Origin of the sequence: Gilliamella sp. B3127 (genome assembly GCF_026536935.1) — a bacterium.
GTDB lineage: Bacteria > Pseudomonadota > Gammaproteobacteria > Enterobacterales > Orbaceae > Gilliamella > Gilliamella apicola_E.
In genome coordinates this window covers 35,312-53,767 of sequence record NZ_JAFNNI010000001.1, presented here as the reverse complement: position 1 = coordinate 53,767, position 18,456 = coordinate 35,312, and the positions used below count along the sequence as shown (strand labels likewise).

16 protein-coding genes are annotated in these 18,456 nt (G+C 34.5%); all 16 read right to left on the bottom strand.

What is annotated here, in order from left to right; genetic code table 11:
* Positions 1-58: 58 nt before the first annotated feature.
* The 16 genes from ftsA to zwf all read right to left on the bottom strand — a co-directional run bounded on the left by ftsA (position 59) and on the right by zwf (position 18,287).
* On the bottom strand, positions 59-1,312 hold the full coding sequence (gene ftsA, locus J3U00_RS00260) for a cell division protein FtsA (protein WP_065562320.1): 1,254 nt from the start codon (positions 1,310-1,312) through the stop codon (positions 59-61).
* A gap of 21 nt (positions 1,313-1,333) precedes the next feature.
* Positions 1,334-2,167: an FtsQ-type POTRA domain-containing protein gene (locus J3U00_RS00255; RefSeq protein WP_081299464.1), complete on the bottom strand. Its 834-nt coding sequence runs from the start codon at positions 2,165-2,167 to the stop codon at positions 1,334-1,336.
* 14 nt (positions 2,168-2,181) lie between these two features.
* Positions 2,182-3,090, bottom strand: a complete 909-nt coding sequence (locus J3U00_RS00250; protein WP_065734816.1) for a D-alanine--D-alanine ligase — start codon at positions 3,088-3,090, stop codon at positions 2,182-2,184.
* Between the two features lie 2 nt (positions 3,091-3,092).
* The gene (murC, locus tag J3U00_RS00245) at positions 3,093-4,541 is read right to left on the bottom strand and encodes a UDP-N-acetylmuramate--L-alanine ligase (protein WP_416379866.1); all 1,449 of its coding nucleotides are present in this window, start codon (positions 4,539-4,541) and stop codon (positions 3,093-3,095) included.
* Positions 4,542-4,638: 97 nt separating this feature from the next.
* Positions 4,639-5,685 carry an undecaprenyldiphospho-muramoylpentapeptide beta-N-acetylglucosaminyltransferase gene (murG, locus tag J3U00_RS00240; RefSeq protein WP_267331164.1) on the bottom strand — a complete coding sequence of 349 codons (1,047 nt, stop codon included), beginning with the start codon at positions 5,683-5,685 and terminating at the stop codon, positions 4,639-4,641.
* Positions 5,685-6,836 (bottom strand): cell division protein FtsW, encoded by a 1,152-nt coding sequence (gene ftsW / locus J3U00_RS00235; RefSeq protein ID WP_065562324.1) that lies wholly within the window; start codon positions 6,834-6,836, stop codon positions 5,685-5,687. Before ftsW ends, murG begins: the two co-directional genes overlap by 1 nt.
* The gene (gene murD, locus J3U00_RS00230) at positions 6,833-8,167 is read right to left on the bottom strand and encodes a UDP-N-acetylmuramoyl-L-alanine--D-glutamate ligase (protein WP_267331163.1); all 1,335 of its coding nucleotides are present in this window, start codon (positions 8,165-8,167) and stop codon (positions 6,833-6,835) included. Before murD ends, ftsW begins: the two co-directional genes overlap by 4 nt.
* 23 nt (positions 8,168-8,190) lie before the next feature.
* Positions 8,191-9,273: a phospho-N-acetylmuramoyl-pentapeptide-transferase gene (gene mraY, locus J3U00_RS00225; RefSeq protein ID WP_065734813.1), complete on the bottom strand. Its 1,083-nt coding sequence runs from the start codon at positions 9,271-9,273 to the stop codon at positions 8,191-8,193.
* 5 nt (positions 9,274-9,278) lie between these two features.
* Positions 9,279-10,643 carry a UDP-N-acetylmuramoyl-tripeptide--D-alanyl-D-alanine ligase gene (gene murF / locus J3U00_RS00220; protein WP_267331162.1) on the bottom strand — a complete coding sequence of 455 codons (1,365 nt, stop codon included), beginning with the start codon at positions 10,641-10,643 and terminating at the stop codon, positions 9,279-9,281.
* Positions 10,640-12,187: a UDP-N-acetylmuramoyl-L-alanyl-D-glutamate--2,6-diaminopimelate ligase gene (gene murE, locus J3U00_RS00215; RefSeq protein ID WP_267331161.1), complete on the bottom strand. Its 1,548-nt coding sequence runs from the start codon at positions 12,185-12,187 to the stop codon at positions 10,640-10,642. Before murE ends, murF begins: the two co-directional genes overlap by 4 nt.
* A 13-nt stretch (positions 12,188-12,200) precedes the next feature.
* A complete protein-coding gene (gene ftsI, locus J3U00_RS00210; protein WP_081299465.1) occupies positions 12,201-13,973 on the bottom strand; it encodes a peptidoglycan glycosyltransferase FtsI in 1,773 nt (590 codons plus the stop codon).
* Positions 13,973-14,347: a cell division protein FtsL gene (gene ftsL, locus J3U00_RS00205; RefSeq protein WP_065562329.1), complete on the bottom strand. Its 375-nt coding sequence runs from the start codon at positions 14,345-14,347 to the stop codon at positions 13,973-13,975. Before ftsL ends, ftsI begins: the two co-directional genes overlap by 1 nt.
* Positions 14,340-15,281 carry a 16S rRNA (cytosine(1402)-N(4))-methyltransferase RsmH gene (rsmH, locus tag J3U00_RS00200; RefSeq protein ID WP_416379873.1) on the bottom strand — a complete coding sequence of 314 codons (942 nt, stop codon included), beginning with the start codon at positions 15,279-15,281 and terminating at the stop codon, positions 14,340-14,342. The genes ftsL and rsmH overlap by 8 nt, the downstream gene beginning before the upstream one ends.
* Positions 15,282-15,290: 9 nt before the next feature.
* Positions 15,291-15,737: a division/cell wall cluster transcriptional repressor MraZ gene (mraZ, locus tag J3U00_RS00195; protein ID WP_267331159.1), complete on the bottom strand. Its 447-nt coding sequence runs from the start codon at positions 15,735-15,737 to the stop codon at positions 15,291-15,293.
* A 376-nt stretch (positions 15,738-16,113) separates the two neighbouring features.
* Positions 16,114-16,812 (bottom strand): 6-phosphogluconolactonase, encoded by a 699-nt coding sequence (gene pgl / locus J3U00_RS00190; RefSeq protein ID WP_065734809.1) that lies wholly within the window; start codon positions 16,810-16,812, stop codon positions 16,114-16,116.
* Positions 16,813-16,826: 14 nt separating this feature from the next.
* The gene (gene zwf, locus J3U00_RS00185; protein ID WP_065562333.1) at positions 16,827-18,287 is read right to left on the bottom strand and encodes a glucose-6-phosphate dehydrogenase; all 1,461 of its coding nucleotides are present in this window, start codon (positions 18,285-18,287) and stop codon (positions 16,827-16,829) included.
* Positions 18,288-18,456: the final 169 nt, after the last annotated feature.

The window sequence follows — 18,456 nt, the reverse complement described above, 5'->3', positions numbered from 1 at the left end:
CTAACAACATTGTACAGATAACCAGCTACAATGTCTACGAAGTTATTAAATATATTAGCTAAAATTCTTTTTTAAACCAACCGGTCAATCTTTTAGCTATCCCTTTCAATGATGATTTATTGCTATCTTTAGTATCATCATTTAATAAACTTTGTTTTCCATAGTGCAATAAGCCTACGGTTGTAGAACAATAAGGCTTTTGCACATAATCAGTTAATCCTGAAATATTCAAAGGTTGTCCAATACGAACTTGATTTTGAAAAACTTTTTCAGCACATTCAACCATGCCTTTAATTTGAGCTGCTCCACCAGTTAAAACAATCCCTGCTGCCAACTGATATTTCACATTTTGTTTCTTAAGTTCATCTTGTAACACTAGTAATTCTTTTTGGACTAAAGATAAAAGTTCTGAATAGCGTGGTTCTATTACATCTGCTAATGTTTGTCTTTGTAATGAGCGTGATGGTCGTCCTCCAACACTCGGCACATCAATAACTTCATCTTTACCAACTAATGAACCGACAGCACAACCATAACGAATTTTGATATTTTCAGCATCCATTGGTGGTGCACCAAATGCATAAGCGATATCACTAGTAACAACATTGCCAGCATAAGGAATAACTACCGAATGACGTAATGCACCACCTGTATAAACAGTAACATCCATTGTTCCGCCACCGATATCAATAACACATACACCTAATTCTTTTTCATCATCAGTCAAGACTGCATAGCTAGAAGCCAACCCAGAGAAAATAAGTTGATCAACTTTTAAACCACAACGTTCAACAGCCTTAACGATATTTCTTGCCATATCATTATGACAGGTGACCAAATGAACTTTGGCTTTCATTCTTACACCAGATAATCCGATAGGATTTTTAATGCCTTCTTGTAAATCAATTGAATACTCTTGAGCAATAACGTGCAAAATACGATGTTCATCTAATATTCGAACGGACTTAGCTGTATGAACTACGTTTTCGACATCTTCTGCAGTAACCTCTTCATCAGCAATTGGCACCATACCTATTTCATTTTGACAACGAATGTGTTTACCAGATAGGCTTAAATAAACAGAAGATATTTGGCAATCAGCCATTAATTCAGCTTGGTCAACTGCTCGTTGGATTGATTTAACAACTGATTCAAGGTCATTTACACCACCTTTATCAACGCCTTTCGATGGACAATGTCCAACACCTATAATATTGACCACACCATCAGGAAGCACTTCACCGACAAGGGCAAGTACTTTGGATGTGCCAACTTCAAGTCCAACAACCAATTTTTTCTCTGTTGCTTTCATACTTAAGCCTTTATTTATTCCTTATTGCGATATTTTTTCTCGTTGTACTGCGATGCCGTTTTCATAACGCAAATCAGCAGCCGTTATTTTTTCATCAGCTGGCATTCTAGACTGAATTTCAGGAAATAATTTAATAAATTGTTGATAGCGTTGTTCTATTTTTTCACTACCAACTATCAATTTTATATCCTGACTTTCAGAACATAAATCAGCTGTACATTGTTTAATCAGCAATTGCCAAGCATTACGTTCATCAGCTATAGCTGCTTTAATTTCTGATGCAAACTTGTTATTAGCTAACTTTCTAGAAATTTCTTCTAGCTTAAAATACGTTTCTAATATTGTTTTTGCTTTACCTTCAGGGCCATATATCCTAGGTAATTGCAATTCACCCAAACGATCTAATGGCACACTAAATACATTGCCAGCATTATCAAGTAGATATAAATCATTCCAGTAAAATGCAGGTTTGTATTCTTCAATATAAACAATCAACCTATCCGGCCATTGCTTACGGATACTAGCTTGTTTAACCCAAGGGTATCGCATTATTTCTTGTTGAATATCGTCAACATCCTGTCCTATATAGGTATTTGGCAATCCTAAACCTAATATTGCTTGTCGAAGATCATCTTCAGTTGTGTAAGTATACTCTCCACTTAAAGTCAATTGTGATAAAACCATCTGATCTGGATCTTCCATCCAGTTCTTAACACAATTGATAGCCCAGGCACTAATACAAATAATTATAATAAAGAACAAAAAACCTATCATTTGTTCTGAATTACGAAAAACAAGCAACCTTCTTCTATTTTGATGTTCTCGTTTGTGCGCTGCTTGTCGGACTTTTTTCATAAAAATAAAGCCAATTATATGGTTGCTAATTGTAAAATACGTTTAACCAATTCACTAAATGACCATCCGTATTCTTTTGCTGCCATTGGTACCAAACTATGGTCTGTCATGCCTGGAGCAGTGTTTACTTCAAGTAAATATGGTTTTTCATTATTATCAAACATAATGTCCACTCTACCCCAACCTCGGCAACCAACCGCCTTATAAGCATCTAAAGCTAATTTACGAATCTCTTGTTCTTTTTCATCAGATAATCCGCTTGGACAGAAATATTGGGTTTTATCTGACAAATACTTTGCATCATAATCATAAAAATTGGTAGCAGGCTTAATGTAAATTGCTGGTAAAACCTCATCACCAACTATCGCAACGGTAAACTCAGGGCCAGATAAAAACGATTCAACCATTACGGTATTATCATATTTGAATGCAACATCAATAGCAGCTTTTAATTCTTCTGCCTTATCAACTCTTGTCATACCAACACTTGAGCCTTCATGGCTTGGTTTAACAAATAATGGTAATCCAAGATTTTTAACAATATTTTCAATGTCAATTAATTGCGATTTTTCAACCATAACGTAATCAGCAACAGGTAAACCAAGTGATTTCCAAACTAGTTTTGTTTTTAACTTATCCATGGTTAAAGCTGATGATAAAACATCACTTCCGGTATAAGGAATGTTTTGATAAGTTAAAATAGCTTGGGTAATACCATCTTCGCCACCTCGACCATGTAAAATAATAAAAGCTTTAGTAAACCCTTCTTGCTTCAAATTTGTTATACAATGATCTTTAGTATCGATAAGATGAGCATCAATACCATTTTCTTGTAACCCTGAAAATACTGCTTTACCTGATTTTAGGGATACTTCTCGTTCAGCAGAGGTCCCACCATACAACACAGCAACTTTATCAACCATTATTATAAAACCTCTTTTGAAAATAGTTGGCTACTGGCTAACTGACGGGCAACTCGGCCAACGCTTCCAGCACCTTGAGTTAATAACAAATCCCCACCTTGTAATAATTCTTTCATTATTTCAGCTAGAAGATCTAAATCAGAAACATAAATTGGATCAACTTTTCCACGATTACGAATTGAACGGCAAAGTGATCGACTATCTGCGCCTGCAATAGGCTGTTCACCAGCAGAATATACATCTAACATAACTAACGCATCAACTTGAGAAAGAACCTGCGCAAAATCATCAAATAAATCACGAGTACGCGTAAATCTATGTGGTTGAAATAACATCACCAATCTACGGTCAGGCCAACCATTTCGAGCTGCCTGAATTGTGGCATTAACTTCGCTTGGATGATGTCCGTAATCATCAACCATCATAATATCTTTTCCATTTCCATCAGGAAAAATACCTAATAGATCGAATCGACGGCTAGTTCCAGCAAATTTTGCTAAGGCTTGTATAATTGAATTATCATCAATACCATCTTCAGTCGCAGCGATAATTGCTGCTGCTGAGTTTAAGGCATTATGTTTACCAGGTGCATTTAATTCAATTTCTAAATCGTTATGATCTGGGCGACATACTGTGTAGTAACTAACGCCTCTTTCCTGACGATAATTTTTAATAACAACATCGGCTTCTTCACTAAAACCATAAGTGATAATTTTACGACCAACAATCGGTAACAATTCACGATTAATAGGATCGTCATAACACATAACAGCTAATCCATAAAAAGGAAGATTACGTAAAAAGGAAATAAAGGTTTGTTTAAGATTCTCAACACTTCCTTGATAAGTATCCATATGATCAGGTTCAATATTAGTTACTATAGATACCATAGGCTGTAAGTGTAAAAATGAAGCATCACTTTCATCGGCTTCTGCAATAAAATATCGACTACTACCTAATCTAGCATGGGTTCCTGCTGCTTTAACCAAACCACCATTTACAAAAGTTGGATCGAGTTTAGCTTCTGCATAAATAGCAGTTACCATTGCTGTGGTAGTCGTTTTACCATGGGTTCCTGCAATAGCTATACCATATCGAAAACGCATTAATTCGGCTAACATTTCAGCTCGTTGAATTACAGGAATACGAGCTTCTCTAGCTGCAACGACTTCTATATTATCTTGAGAAATCGCTGATGAGATAACAACAACACTTGCACTAAGAACATTTTCAGCAGCATGTCCGATAACAATCTTTGCGCCTAATGTTTCTAAATGTTGTGTTACTGCATTTTCAGCAATATCAGAACCGCTAATTTGATAGCCTTCATTAGCAAGAACTTCAGCAATCCCTCCCATTCCGGCACCGCCAATACCCACAAAATGGATATGTTTGACACGTTTCATTTCTGGAATGATTGCTCTTAATTCAGCTAATTCCTTAGTATTCACTATTAAACCCCTGGTTAATTATTTATTAAGTAAAGTCATTTTTTGATCTCAAACAGAACTTAACAAAACTGTTACTTAAAATTATAAATAAAATTCGTTATTTTACCACTGAAATCAGTGTTTCTGCCACTCTTTCTGTCGAATTTATAATGGATAAACTTTTCGCTTTTACAGCCATTTCAACTAATTCTTGTCGACTTAGGTTTGAAAGTAATTGAAATAATGAATCAACATTAAAATCAGGCTGTTCAATAATCTTAGCAGCATCAATATCAGCTAAAGATTTTGCATTCCAAAATTGCTGGCGATCTTTATGCATAAAAGGAACAAAAATAGCACCAATACCAACAACTTCTATTTCACTCACAGTTAATGCACCGCTTCGACAAATAACTATATCAGCCCAGCTATAGGCTTCTTTAACATCACTAATAAATTCTGTTAATTGGTTAATGTTACAGTTCTGATAAGATTTAATTACATCATCTAACATTCCTTTGCCCGTTTGATGCCAAACAATAAATTTATCAGACAATTTTGAAATTGCTTGAGGAACAACAGTATTGATTACTTTGGCGCCTTGACTACCACCCATAACCAAGACTCTAATAGGGCCTTGTCTATTTTTTAGTCTTTCACTGGGTTCTTCAATTGTTAATAAGTCACTACGAACTGGATTACCAACCACTTCAGCATTTTTAAATGCTGTTGGAAAAGCTTGTAAAACTTTAGTTGCAATTTTAGCCAAATATTTGTTTGTTAATCCCGCAATGCCATTTTGTTCATGTAGTACTACTGGAATACCTAAACTTTTGGCAGCTATTCCACCAGGCCCTGAAACATACCCACCCATACCTAAAACAACATCAGGACGATACGCTTTTAAAATTTTCCTAGCTTGTAAAACAGCTTTCAATATTTTATAAGGCGCTTTTAATAATGCTAGTTTACCTTTGCCACGTAGTCCTGATATTTGAATAAAGTCTATTTCAATTCCATTTTCAGGCACTAACTGTGCCTCCATACGATCAGCTGTACCTAACCATCTTACTTGCCAACCTTGTTTCATTAAATGACGAGCAACAGCAATACCAGGGAATACATGCCCACCAGTACCACCAGCCATGACTAATAACTTTTTCATTATTTAATTGACCTTATTCTTGCTTGAGCTTGTTGTTGTCTAAACTCAAAATCTATTCTTAGTAATATTGCAACTGCAATACTCATTACAATAAGGCTTGAGCCGCCATAACTAATAAATGGCAAAGTTAAACCTTTTGTAGGTAACATACCGGATGTTACACCAACATTAACAAAAGTTTGAAAACCAAACCAAATGCCGATTTCACAAGCCAAATAGCCTGAAAATTGAGATCCTTCGTTTAACGCCCGATATCCTATAGCTAATGCTTTAAATGTTAGAAAGAAAAGTAATAACAACAAAGCTACGACACCGATATATCCATACTCTTCTGAAATAATTGAAAAAATAAAATCAGTATGACATTCAGGTAGATAGCGTAATTTAAAAATAGAATTACCAATTCCTTGTCCAGTTATACCACCATTACCAATAGCCATTAATGAAGCAACAAGCTGATAACCGGCTCCAGTTGCATCTTGCCATGGATCAAGGAATGTCATTAAACGTGTCAAACGGTAAGATTCATATAAAATAAGGCAAGCAACTGCACCAACCCCAGTTAGTAAAATGGCAATAAATTGCCATAATTGTGCACCAGCAATAAATAAAATGCCAATTGTGACCATGAATAATACAATCACCGTACCTAAGTCAGGCTGTTTTAGTAATAAAATTGATAAAACAGCCATCACCACCATAGGTTTAAAAAAGCCCCAAAATCCGTTTTGAACTTCATCTGATTTACGAGCTAGATAACCTGCTAAAAATAGAAATAATGATAATTTAGAAAGCTCAGCTGGTTGAAAATTAAAAACACCTAACGGAATCCAACGCGACGCACCATTAATTGAAGAACCAATCCCCAAAACAACTATCAGCATAATAATTGAAATAATTAATAAAACTGATCCAAATTGTTGCCAACGTTGCATAGGAATATATAAAGCTATACACATTAAAAATAGCGACATTCCAATTTGGATTAACTCGCGTTGGGTATAAAAGAAAGGAGCACTTTCACTAAATGCCATTGATGAGGATGTCACCATAATTAAACCAAATATCATTAAACCAATCACTGTCCAAAGCAACTGGTTATCGAAAGGAATATTTGGATTTACTTGTTTTCTTATCCAAAAGAATGTCATTTTTCACCCCTTTGAGTATACTGCTTAGCAAGTTGTGCAAAAAGATTTCCGCGTTCAATGTAATTTTTAAACTGATCTAAACTTGCACAAGCAGGCGAAAGCAACACCACGTCTTTTGGTGCTACTTTTTTAGCTATACATTCAATAGTTTCAGCCATCGTTTCTGTAATCGTTGATATATTAGGAGCTAAATTAGCAAGTAAATTTCGATCTCGTCCAAAACAGAAAATTTCAATATTTCTACCTTTTAAATAAGGAATCAAAGGTGAAAAGTCTGCTGATTTGCCATCTCCACCTAGCAACAAAAACAATTTTCCATTACATATAACACTATTTAAAGCAGCTTCTGTGCTACCTACATTTGTTGCTTTAGAGTCATTAATCCATTTTACCCCATTACTATCAAATACTAACTCAAAGCGATGAGGTAACCCCTGAAAATTAGCAATAGTTTTCAAACTTGAATCACGATCAATGTTTAAACTATCGGCAATAGCTAATGCTGCTAATGCATTCAAATAATTATGACATCCAATTAATTTCATTGCGTTAGTCGCTAGGACTGGCTTTTGTTGTGCAATCAAGTATTCATAATTATCATCTAAATGATAATCTCCAGCCTTTATTCCAAATGAAACACAGTGGTGATGATTATTCTTTGGTTTAGTTAATTTATCATCATGATTAATTACACAACATTTTGCATTGTGATAAATACGTTGTTTAGCTTCAGCATACTGCATTAAACCAAGAGGATAACGATCCATATGGTCTTCGGAAATATTCAATATTGTTGCCACAGAAGCTTGTAAGCTTGATGTCGTTTCTAACTGAAAACTCGAAAGTTCTAACACATAAATATCACAATCTTGTTTTAATAGTGAAAGAGCAGGTTCACCGATATTGCCACCTACGCCAACTTTTAATCCAGCCTCTTTGACAATATCCCCAACCAATGTAGTAACGGTTGTTTTACCATTTGCCCCTGTAATAGCAATAATTTTTTTATTTCTATCTTGATTAACTTCACGGCAAAAAAGCTCGACATCACCAACAATCTCAATACCTTTTTCAGCGGCTTTTTGTAATTCAGGTGTAGATAATGCAATACCAGGACTGGCAATAATCAGATCTGCATCAAATAGCCAGTCTATATTTAGATTTCCTAAATGATAAATAACACGATCATCTAATTGCTCTAATCCTGAAGGAGATAAACGTGTATCAATCACTTTCGGTATAACATTCTGAGCAAGAAAATAGTCAACACACGAAAGTCCTGTTATCCCTAATCCGATAATAACAACTTTTTTACCTTGATAGTCAACCATGATGCAATCCTACTCTATTTTATTTAACGTAATTTCAAGGTTAATAAACCAATTACGACTAACATCAATGAAATAATCCAAAACCGAACAATTACTCTTGGTTCTGGCCAACCTTTTAATTCATAATGATGGTGAATTGGTGCCATTTTGAAAATTCGTTTACCTCTTAATTTGAACGAACCTACTTGTAAAATTACGGATAAAGTCTCTATAACAAAAATTCCACCCATTACTAATAATAAAAATTCTTGTCTCAGTAGTACTGAGATAATCCCAAACACACCACCTAAAGCTAACGAGCCTACATCACCCATAAAAACCATCGCTGGATAGGTGTTAAACCATAGAAAGCCAAGACCTGCACCAATGATTGCAGTACAAACAATCATTAGTTCGCCACTAAATTTGATATATGGAATATGTAAATATGCAGCAAAGTTAACATTACCTGTCGCCCAAGCAACAAGAGCAAAACCAGCAGCTACAAACACAGTTGGCATAATTGCTAGGCCATCTAAACCGTCAGTAAGATTTACTGCATTACCTGCACCAACAATAACCACATAAGTCAGTAAAATGAACCATAACCCTAATTGCGGCATAACATCTTTGAAAAAAGGAACAACTAATACTGTTACGGAACTATCTTTCCCATATGCATAAAGACCAAAAGCCACAATTAATGCAATAACTGACTGCCAAAAATATTTCCACCTAGCAATTAAACCCGCAGTATTTTTACGGATAACTTTTAAATAATCATCAGCGAAACCAACAAGACCATAACCAAGTAAAACAAATAAGGTTACCCAAACATAAGGATTTCGTAGATCTGCCCATAGAAAAACAGAAAACGAAATAGAAGCTAAAATAAGCGTTCCACCCATTGTTGGTGTTCCCTTCTTACTTAAATGAGATTCAGGACCATCGTGGCGAATAACTTGACCAATTTGTAATTTTTGAAGCCAATCAATTACTTTTTGCCCCATAATTAACGAAATTGCCAATGATGTTAATAACGCAAGAATAGCCCTTACCGTTAGATAAGAAATAACATTAAAAAAAGTAAAATATTTAACTAAATATTCTGATATCCACACCAACATAATTTTTAATCCTGACCTGTTTTTAATTGAATTTCTGTGATTAGTTCTTCCATTCTTGCACTACGTGAACCTTTAACTAACATAGTTAAGTTTAGATATTTTTGTAATAACGCTAACAAAAACTCAACTGCTTTATGTTTATCAACGAAATGGTGTCCAACACCACTAAATTGGCTAATCAATTCGCTTAAATCACCAACACTGACAACACAATCAATTTTTTGTTGTTTAGCTAATTCACCAATTTGTTGATGATAATTTTTTGCGTTATGTCCCAATTCCGCCATATCACCTACGACTAAAACTCGATAACCTGGTTGAGTTGCTAAAACATTAATAGCAGCCGACATTGACCCAACATTAGCATTATAGGAATCATCCCAAATTAATTGAGTTTGATTTAATTTAATTGGGTAAAGACGCCCTTTCACAGATTTCGACGTTGCTAATCCCTTCTTAACTTCTATTAAAGTTGCACCTACTGATATTGCTAAAGCTGCAGCAGCAATTGCATTAGATACATTATGCTCACCAACTAATGGTAAGGTGATTTCACTCTCACCAATTGGTGTGCACAATGTGAAAATAGTCTGATCCATTACTTTTATATTACTAGCATAAAAATCAGCAGAAGAATTATGTAAAGAAAAGGTCCAAACAGTTTTATTATTTAGCTCTTTTAACCAATTATCAGAACAACTATCTAAATTAATAATCGCGATGCCGTTTTCTGAAAGCCCTTCAAAGATTTCACCTTTAGCTGTTGCTACCCCTTCAAGTGAACCAAAACCTTCAATATGAGCTAAAGCAATATTATTAATGAGTGCACTATTTGGTTTAACTAAACGAGTGGTATAAGCAATTTCACCAATATGATTTGCACCCAGTTCAATAACTGCAAATTGATCTTGCTTTGATAATCTTAATAACGTTAATGGAACTCCAATATCATTATTAAAATTACCTTGAGTATAAAGTGTTTCACCACACTGCTGTAAAATAGTAGCAGTCATTTCTTTCACAGATGTTTTACCTGATGAACCAGTCAACGCGACAATTTTAGCTGAGCTTTGATCTCGCACAAATGAAGCGATTTGACCTAATGCTAAATGGGTATCATTTACTACTATTTGAGGAATATCATCGTCGAGTTTGTGATTAGCAATTACCAAACAAGCTCCATCTTTAATAGCTTGTTTAGCAAATAAATGACCATCAAATTTATCACCCACTAATGCAATAAATAGTGATTTATGAGTAATTTTTCGTGAATCAGTACAAATTTCTCCAATAGTTAATCTCTCATCTTGAATATGATAAGAAGTCCCATTAACTATTTTTTCAACTTGCTTAATATCTAAAGGAATCATGATTGATTCTCTACTCCTAAAATCTGTTTTACGGTTTCTTGATCTGAATAATGATGCTTTGTTATACCTATAATCTGATAATCTTCATGTCCTTTCCCAGCTATTAGAATAACATCATCAGGTTTGGCTTGAGCTAGGGTCTTTGTGATAGCTTCAACTCTATCAGAAATAACTTGTGTATTTTTAACGTCAGTTAGCCCCTCTTGTATATCATGAATAATTTTTATTTCATCTTCAGTACGAGGATTATCATTAGTTAATACAATTTTATCAGCAAACTGTTCAGCAACTTCCCCCATTAATGGTCTTTTACCTGTATCTCTATCGCCTCCACAGCCAAAAATCACCCATAATTTACCTTTGCAATGAATGCGGCTTGCTTGTAATGCTTTTTGTAGAGCGTCAGGTGTATGGGCATAATCAATGATTACCGTTGGGCTATTTTTCACGTGTATCACTTCCATGCGACCACATATTGGCTTAAGGTACGATGCCATATTGACTACTGCAAAAAATGGATAATCAAGTGTTAGTAATGTTGCGATTGCTAATAGTAAATTTGATACATTAAATTCACCTAGTAATCGGCTATGAATAATGGCATTACCCCAACTTGATTCCATATGAATTTCGGCACCTTTATCATGATATTCAATCATTGACACACCAACAAAAGGGTTGTCCATCATCTTCAAGCGTCGCAATGACTTAGGTTGGCATGATACTGCAGTAGCTTTTGATAATTTATCAATCCAACGTCGTCCATAAGCATCATCATAATTAATAATGGTTTTTCCTGAACTAGCTACCTGCTTTTCTTTTTCATCATAACTAAATAGCGACCATTTTGCCTTAGCATATCTATTCATCGTTTTATGATAGTCAAGATGATCTCGGCTTAGATTAATAAATACTGTCGCTGCACAATGTAATTCTTTTACCCGATTCATCGATAACCCATGGGAAGAAATTTCCATTGCCACAACTTGAACACGTTTTGCTACAAAATCAGCTAGATAAGACTGAACTTCTACAGCAGATAAAGTTGTGTTTGGCGAGGGTTCGAGATGATTGTAAACACCATTACCAATCGTGCCTAACAATGCGGATTTTTTATTTAATAAAGTTGCACATTGTGCAATCAACTGCGTAATTGTCGTTTTACCGTTTGTCCCTGTTACTCCAATTACAGATAAATGTTTAGAAGGCGAATGATAAAAATCAGCTGCAATTTTTGATAATTTTTGAGAAAGTTGAAACACACTTATTTGTGGAATAACTTTCTCGTCTTTTTGATTTAGGTAATCAATTTTCAAATCATTTGATTTTCTGTTTGTTTCAGTTAGAACAAGTACAGCACCTGATGAAATTGCTTGAGGAATAAAATCTTTACCATTAACGGTATACCCTTTAATAGCTACAAACACATCTCCTTTTTGCACTTTCCGACTATCAATTACTAATTGATTAAGCGGGAAATCATCTACTGGTAGTTGATTCCCACCTAATAAGTTATATAAAGTTTTAAATGTGCTTGTTGCCATTATTTATTACCTATTAATATACAATCATTTGACCATCAACTTGACGATCTGGTTTTACATTCATTGTTCTAAGAACTCCCCCCATAATACGGCTAAAAACAGGGGCTGAAACAGAACCACCATAATATTGCCCAGCTTTTGGATTATCGATAACAACAACCAGTGAATATTTAGGTCCTGTTGCTGGTGCAATACCAGCGGTATAAGCTAAATATTGATTAACATATCGTCCACCAGATAGTTTTTTAGCTGTACCCGTTTTAACACCTACACTATATCCAGGGACAGAAGCTTTGGTACCACCTCCAGTCACAGCAACCGCTTCCATTAATTGCACTACTGTTTTAGCTGTTTTTTCAGCTACAACACGTTTACCTTCTACTGGCTCGTTAATTTTTAATATTGAAACAGGTCGATAAACACCATAGCTACCGATAGTTGCATAAGCCCTAGCTAGCTGTAGTGGGGTAACACTTAATCCATAACCAAAAGAAAACGTCGCTCTTTCTATATCAGCCCATTTTCTTGTTCTATCAGCAGCAATTGAACCACTCACTTCTCCACCTAAACCGAGTTCAGTTGGTTGTCCTAACCCAAAACGGCTATAAAACTCAACAAGGTCACCTGATTGCATTTGTAAAGCTAACTTACTCACACCGACGTTACTTGATTTTTCAAGGATACCAGCCAAATTTAGGGCTTTTTGATAAGACACATCTTTGATTTCATAACGATTTACCAAAAAAGGTCTAGTATCAATAACCGTGTTTAAATCAGCTATTTTTTTCTCTAATGCAGCCATAACAACTAAAGGTTTAACTGTTGAACCTGGCTCAAATGCATCTGTTATCGCTCGATTTCGTAATAAACTATAATCAATTGAAGAGCGATTATTCGGGTTATAGGATGGACTGGTTGCCATGGCCAATATTTCACCCGTGTGAACATCAATTAAAACAGCTGTGCCACTATCAGCTTTGTTAAATTCCACAGCTTGACTAAGTTCACTGTAAACGAGCGATTGTAAACGTTCATCAATACTTAATGTCAAATCAGAAGCAACTTCACTTTCAGTCCTTTCTAATTCTTCTATAACTCTACCAACACGATCTCGCCTAACAACACGTTGTCCTGATTCACCAATCAGCCATTTATTAAAGCTTTTTTCAATTCCTTCTGAACCTTTTTCCGTTCCATTTTCATCAATGTCAGTTAAACCGATTAATTGTGCTATATTTTCAGCTGCTGGATAATAACGTTTAGATGTTTTGGCAAACGAAATACCAGGTAATTTTAATTGTTTTAAATAATCCGATATTGTTGGTGTAATTTGTTTAGACAAATAAACAAAACGCATCGATGGATTACTCAATTTTTGCTCTAGTGTCGACATTGGAATATTCAATGTCTTTGCTAATCCTTGCCAACGGATATCATTAGGATCAACTCCACCTTTTTGTACAACAATTTTCGGATCAGCCCAAACATCATACATAGGTACACTAACAGCCAATGCTCTGCCATTACGATCCGTAATCATTGCTCGAGGTGCGCTCATTTCTTGATGACGAATTGAGCGTTTATTGGCTTCAGCAATTAACTTATCAGGTTCTATTATTTGTAAAATTGCCAATCGGACAAGTAAACCAATAATTGCTAAAATAATAAAACCATAAACAATATAAAATCGAGTGAGGGTAAAAATTTGTTTTTTACTATTTAATTTATTCCCTTTATTCGACTTTGTAGTATGTTTTACATTATCTCTTTTATTAGCAAACTTCATTATTTACTCTTTATCACAATAACGGTTTCATTTTGCGGTGTCACATATGACATGCCCAATTGATTTTTAGCTTTATCTTCAACACGTTTTGGATCAGCAAGTACATTTTCCTCAATAACTAAATTACGCCATTCACTTTCTAAAACATCTTGTTCGAGTAATAATTGTTCACGTTCAAATAATTGTTTACGGACTTGCTGGGTTATAACTAATACAGCTCCAGCAGAAATAATAATAAAAACCAATAACAATAATGAAATTTTTTGATGGCCGAGCAAATCACTAAGGATTAATCCAAATAAACTTTTGCTGGGTCTTTTTTGATTGTGTATATCTACACTTGTTCTTTGATAAATTTCATTGTTACTATTCATTTTTCCTTTCTGCTATCCTTAATATCGCGCTTCGAGAACGCGGGTTACCATATATTTCATTATTGCTTGGCTTAATTTTGCCAAGTGATTTTAATTTAGCATCACCATATTGTTTAATTTGTTGTTCTGTTAATGGTAAGCCAGCTGGTAAATTAGGACCTTTACTCTGTTTATTTATAAATTGTTTAACAATTCTATCTTCTAATGAATGAAAACTAATAACTGCAAGTCTTCCTTGAGCAGCAAGCACTGACAAACTGCTATTTAAGGCTTGCTCAACTTCTTCCAATTCACTATTTATATAAATGCGAATAGCTTGGAACGAGCGTGTTGCTGGGTGTTTATTTTTGTCTTTTTTCGGTGTTGCTTTTTCAATTAGATTTGCTAATTCTAATGTACGAGTAATTGGTAAAACTTTATTCTGTTCCACAATTGCACGTGCAATCCTTTTGGCAAACTTTTCTTCCCCAAAAGTTTTTAAAACCCATGCGATATCATTTTCATCACTATTTAGTAACCACTCACTTGCAGTTACACCTTTGCGGTTATTCATCCGCATATCAAGTGGTCCATCTCGCATAAAAGAAAATCCTCTTTCAGGATCATCTAATTGTGGAGATGAAACCCCCAGATCTAATAAAAAGCCATCAATATTACCTAACAACCCTAAATCATTGATATATTGATGTACATTCGAAAACTCTCCTCGAATAAAAGTAAACCTAGGATCGGTTATATTAAGTGCGGCTTGTTCAGCACGTTCATCTCGGTCAATTGCAATTAGTTTCCCTTGTTCACCCAACTGTTCAAGAATTAACCTAGAATGACCACCACGCCCAAAAGTACCATCAATATAAATACCGTTTTTTTTTATATTTAATGCAGCCACAGCTTCATTTAACAAAACAGTTTTATGTTGATAATCCATCTTTATTTACTCTTATTAAATTGTTAGACTTTTTAAATTTTCTGATAAGTTTTCAACATCTGTTGATAATGTGGCAATGTCATCACTAATTTGTTGATACCAAATTGCTTCATCCCATATCTCAAATTTATTAGATTGGCCAACAAACATGGTATGTTTTTCTAGTTTTGCATAAGTACGTAAAGTTGGTGGAAGTAAAATACGTCCTGCATTATCTAAATTACATTCCGTTGCATAACCTAATAATAGTCTTTTAATTCTTCGTTCTGCTTCAACAACTGTTGATAATGTTGATAGCTGTAATTCAATTTTTTGCCATTCAATCATTGAATAAAGTGTCAAACAGGGGTGATATAAACCAATGGTACAAACTAAACCATCAGGCAAAAATTCACGATAACGAGTAGGGATTGCTATTCGCCCTTTGCTATCTAAATTGACTGAAATTGCACCACTAAACATGAAAGCACCGTAATTGTTAATTTTTATTGTTTTTAAATTATTAAAAAATCAATATGTTAATTAAAAACCTATTTTTTACCACTTAACCCCACTTTTTACCACAAAAGTTACAAAAATAATAGATATTTAATCAATTAATTTCTAACAATTTAAGAAATTAATAAGATAATAAGTGAGCACTAACAAATTAAGTGAAGCGCTTAGAAATGGTAAGACGAAATTATTAACAGTGTTTATTAATATCCGAAACAAACTAATAATAAAAAAAGTCACAAATAATCAATTTATTAATAATTAAAAATAGCTCAATAGGTGTTTTAATATAAGACCAGAAATGAGAGCTTTGCCAGTAAAACTGGCAAAGTTGATTGTTCAGTTAAGATGCTGTCCAAAAACCAATTACATTGACTTTGTTTTGTTGCAGTATTGCACGAATTGGCATTTGATTAATATCATCTCCCTTTTCTGCTTGTTGTAATACCTGCATTTTGCTTTCTCCAACTAAATGCAGATAGATATTTTGACTATCTAAAATAGTTGGTAATGTTAAAGTAATGCGGTCTAATGGAGCCGTCAATGGAGTCATTCCAACAACTTTGCGACCTGATTTCATATCCAAACCAGCCCGCAAATTTGCCGCACCAGGGAAAAGTGAGGCAGTATGACCATCTTCTCCCATTCCTAAGATTAAAACATCTAAAGGCATAGGAATTTTATTTAAAATTTTGTCTGTAATTTCTGCACCATCAAATGGATTATCACAACTATTTTTTAAACCTACAAAATTGGCCAATTTAGCTTTATTTTGTAATAAGTAAGTTAACACTAATTTTTCATTACTAGCATCATCGGTATCATCTACCCATCTATCATCTACTAATGTAATAAAAACATTGTGCCAATCTAAATCTTGTTGGCTTAATAGTTTAAATAATGGAATAGGTGTTTTACCACCTGATACAGCAATAGAAGCATGTCCCTTTTTATCAATAGCTTGTTTCAAATCTTTGACAATATAAGCAGCTAAATCTTCAATTAATAATTGACTATTTGGATATTTTTTTAATGTAAACATATTGTTAAATTCCTCTATTCAAACTCATGCCATGAATGACCATCTTTAGTTATCAAAGCAACCGAAGCGACAGGCCCCCAAGTACCAGCAGGATAAGTTTTAGGTGGTTCATTATCTAATTTCCAGGCACTAATAATTGAATCAACCCATTTCCAAGCTGCCTCTACTTCATCTCGATGAACAAATAATGCTTGTCTTCCTCGCATCACTTCAAGTAACAACCGCTCATAAGCATCAGCACTTTGTTGATGAAAAGTTTCACTAAAACTTAAATCTAACTTAGTCGTTTGTAAATTATGTGTACTGTCTAATCCTGGCACCTTATTTAAAATTTCAATATCCATACCTTCATCTGGCTGTAGACGAATTGTTAGTTTATTCTGCGGTAGTTCAGAATAAGACTCACTAAATAAATTAAGGGGTAAAGATTTAAAATAAACTACTACTTCAGAACACTTGCTTGGTAAACGTTTTCCGGTTCGTAAATAAAAAGGCACACCCGCCCAACGCCAATTATCAATATCAACTCGAATAGCAACAAATGTTTCCGTATTACTTTGTTTGTTTGCACCATCTTCTTCTAAATAACCAGGAACATTGATACCATTAACAAACCCTGCAGTATATTGTCCTCTAACAACTTTTTCACGGATATTTGCTTTATTAATTGGACGTAATGCATTAAGTACAGCAATCTTTTCTCTACGCAAGCTATTATCTTCAAGATTTGCAGGTGGAGACATGGCAATCATCGTCAGAATTTGTAATAAATGGTTTTGCACCATATCACGCATTTGACCCGCTTTATCAAAATAACCCCAGCGACCTTCAATTCCTACTTGTTCTGCAACAGTGATTTCAACATGATCAATAGAATTTCTATCCCAAAGCGAAGCAAATACAGGATTAGCGAAACGAAGTGCGAGTAAATTTAAAACTGACTCTTTTCCTAAGTAATGGTCGATACGATAAACTTGTGATTCACTGAAAAATTTTGCAACTGAATCATTAATTTCCTTTGATGATTGCAGATCAAAACCTAGTGGTTTTTCCATTACAATTCTATTTTGAGCCTGATTTAAACCTGCTTCAGCTAACCCTTGGCAAATCGTACCAAAGGCATTGGGATGCATCGCAAAATAGAAAATAGCAGGATGTGACTTTTCAAGCTTATCTTTTAATAAATTAAAACCGGCAATGTCATTAACATCTAACTTATGAAAGTTAAGGCGTTGGCTAAAACGTTGCCAAATACTTTCATCTAGTGGTTCAGTCATAAATGTGGTTAACGCATCTTTTGCAACCTCAGTGTAAGCGGCTTGATCCCAATCAGCTCGACCTACACCTAAAATTTTTGTCTGCTTTGGCAACTTTCCATATTTTTCTAATTGATATAGAGACGGTAATAGTTTGCGCCTTGTTAAATCCCCTTTAGCGCCAAAAATTACCAAATCGCAAGCTGGGATATCAGACATGAGTTTCTCCTAAAATGGTGTAATCTACAATTTATTTTATTATGTTTGATACCAATATACATCAAGTTAATAGAATAAATTATAACAATAGGTATTTGTCGTTTTAAGACTATAGTAAAAAATAAAAGGTCACCATTTAGGTGACCTTTTATTTAAAGATATTGTTGAA

What these genes read in the sequence shown, in the direction of transcription:
- ftsA (WP_065562320.1), bottom strand. Translation starts at nt 1,312, where the DNA reads ATGAAAGCAACAGAGAAAAAATTGGTTGTTGGACTTGAAGTTGGCACA.
- J3U00_RS00255 (WP_081299464.1), bottom strand. Translation starts at nt 2,167, where the DNA reads ATGAAAAAAGTCCGACAAGCAGCGCACAAACGAGAACATCAAAATAGA.
- J3U00_RS00250 (WP_065734816.1), bottom strand. Translation starts at nt 3,090, where the DNA reads ATGGTTGATAAAGTTGCTGTGTTGTATGGTGGGACCTCTGCTGAACGA.
- murG (WP_267331164.1), bottom strand. Translation starts at nt 5,685, where the DNA reads ATGAAAAAGTTATTAGTCATGGCTGGTGGTACTGGTGGGCATGTATTC.
- ftsW (WP_065562324.1), bottom strand. Translation starts at nt 6,836, where the DNA reads ATGACATTCTTTTGGATAAGAAAACAAGTAAATCCAAATATTCCTTTC.
- murD (WP_267331163.1), bottom strand. Translation starts at nt 8,167, where the DNA reads ATGGTTGACTATCAAGGTAAAAAAGTTGTTATTATCGGATTAGGGATA.
- mraY (WP_065734813.1), bottom strand. Translation starts at nt 9,273, where the DNA reads ATGTTGGTGTGGATATCAGAATATTTAGTTAAATATTTTACTTTTTTT.
- murF (WP_267331162.1), bottom strand. Translation starts at nt 10,643, where the DNA reads ATGATTCCTTTAGATATTAAGCAAGTTGAAAAAATAGTTAATGGGACT.
- murE (WP_267331161.1), bottom strand. Translation starts at nt 12,187, where the DNA reads ATGGCAACAAGCACATTTAAAACTTTATATAACTTATTAGGTGGGAAT.
- ftsI (WP_081299465.1), bottom strand. Translation starts at nt 13,973, where the DNA reads ATGAAGTTTGCTAATAAAAGAGATAATGTAAAACATACTACAAAGTCG.
- ftsL (WP_065562329.1), bottom strand. Translation starts at nt 14,347, where the DNA reads ATGAATAGTAACAATGAAATTTATCAAAGAACAAGTGTAGATATACAC.
- mraZ (WP_267331159.1), bottom strand. Translation starts at nt 15,737, where the DNA reads ATGTTTAGTGGTGCAATTTCAGTCAATTTAGATAGCAAAGGGCGAATA.
- pgl (WP_065734809.1), bottom strand. Translation starts at nt 16,812, where the DNA reads ATGTTTACATTAAAAAAATATCCAAATAGTCAATTATTAATTGAAGAT.
- zwf (WP_065562333.1), bottom strand. Translation starts at nt 18,287, where the DNA reads ATGTCTGATATCCCAGCTTGCGATTTGGTAATTTTTGGCGCTAAAGGG.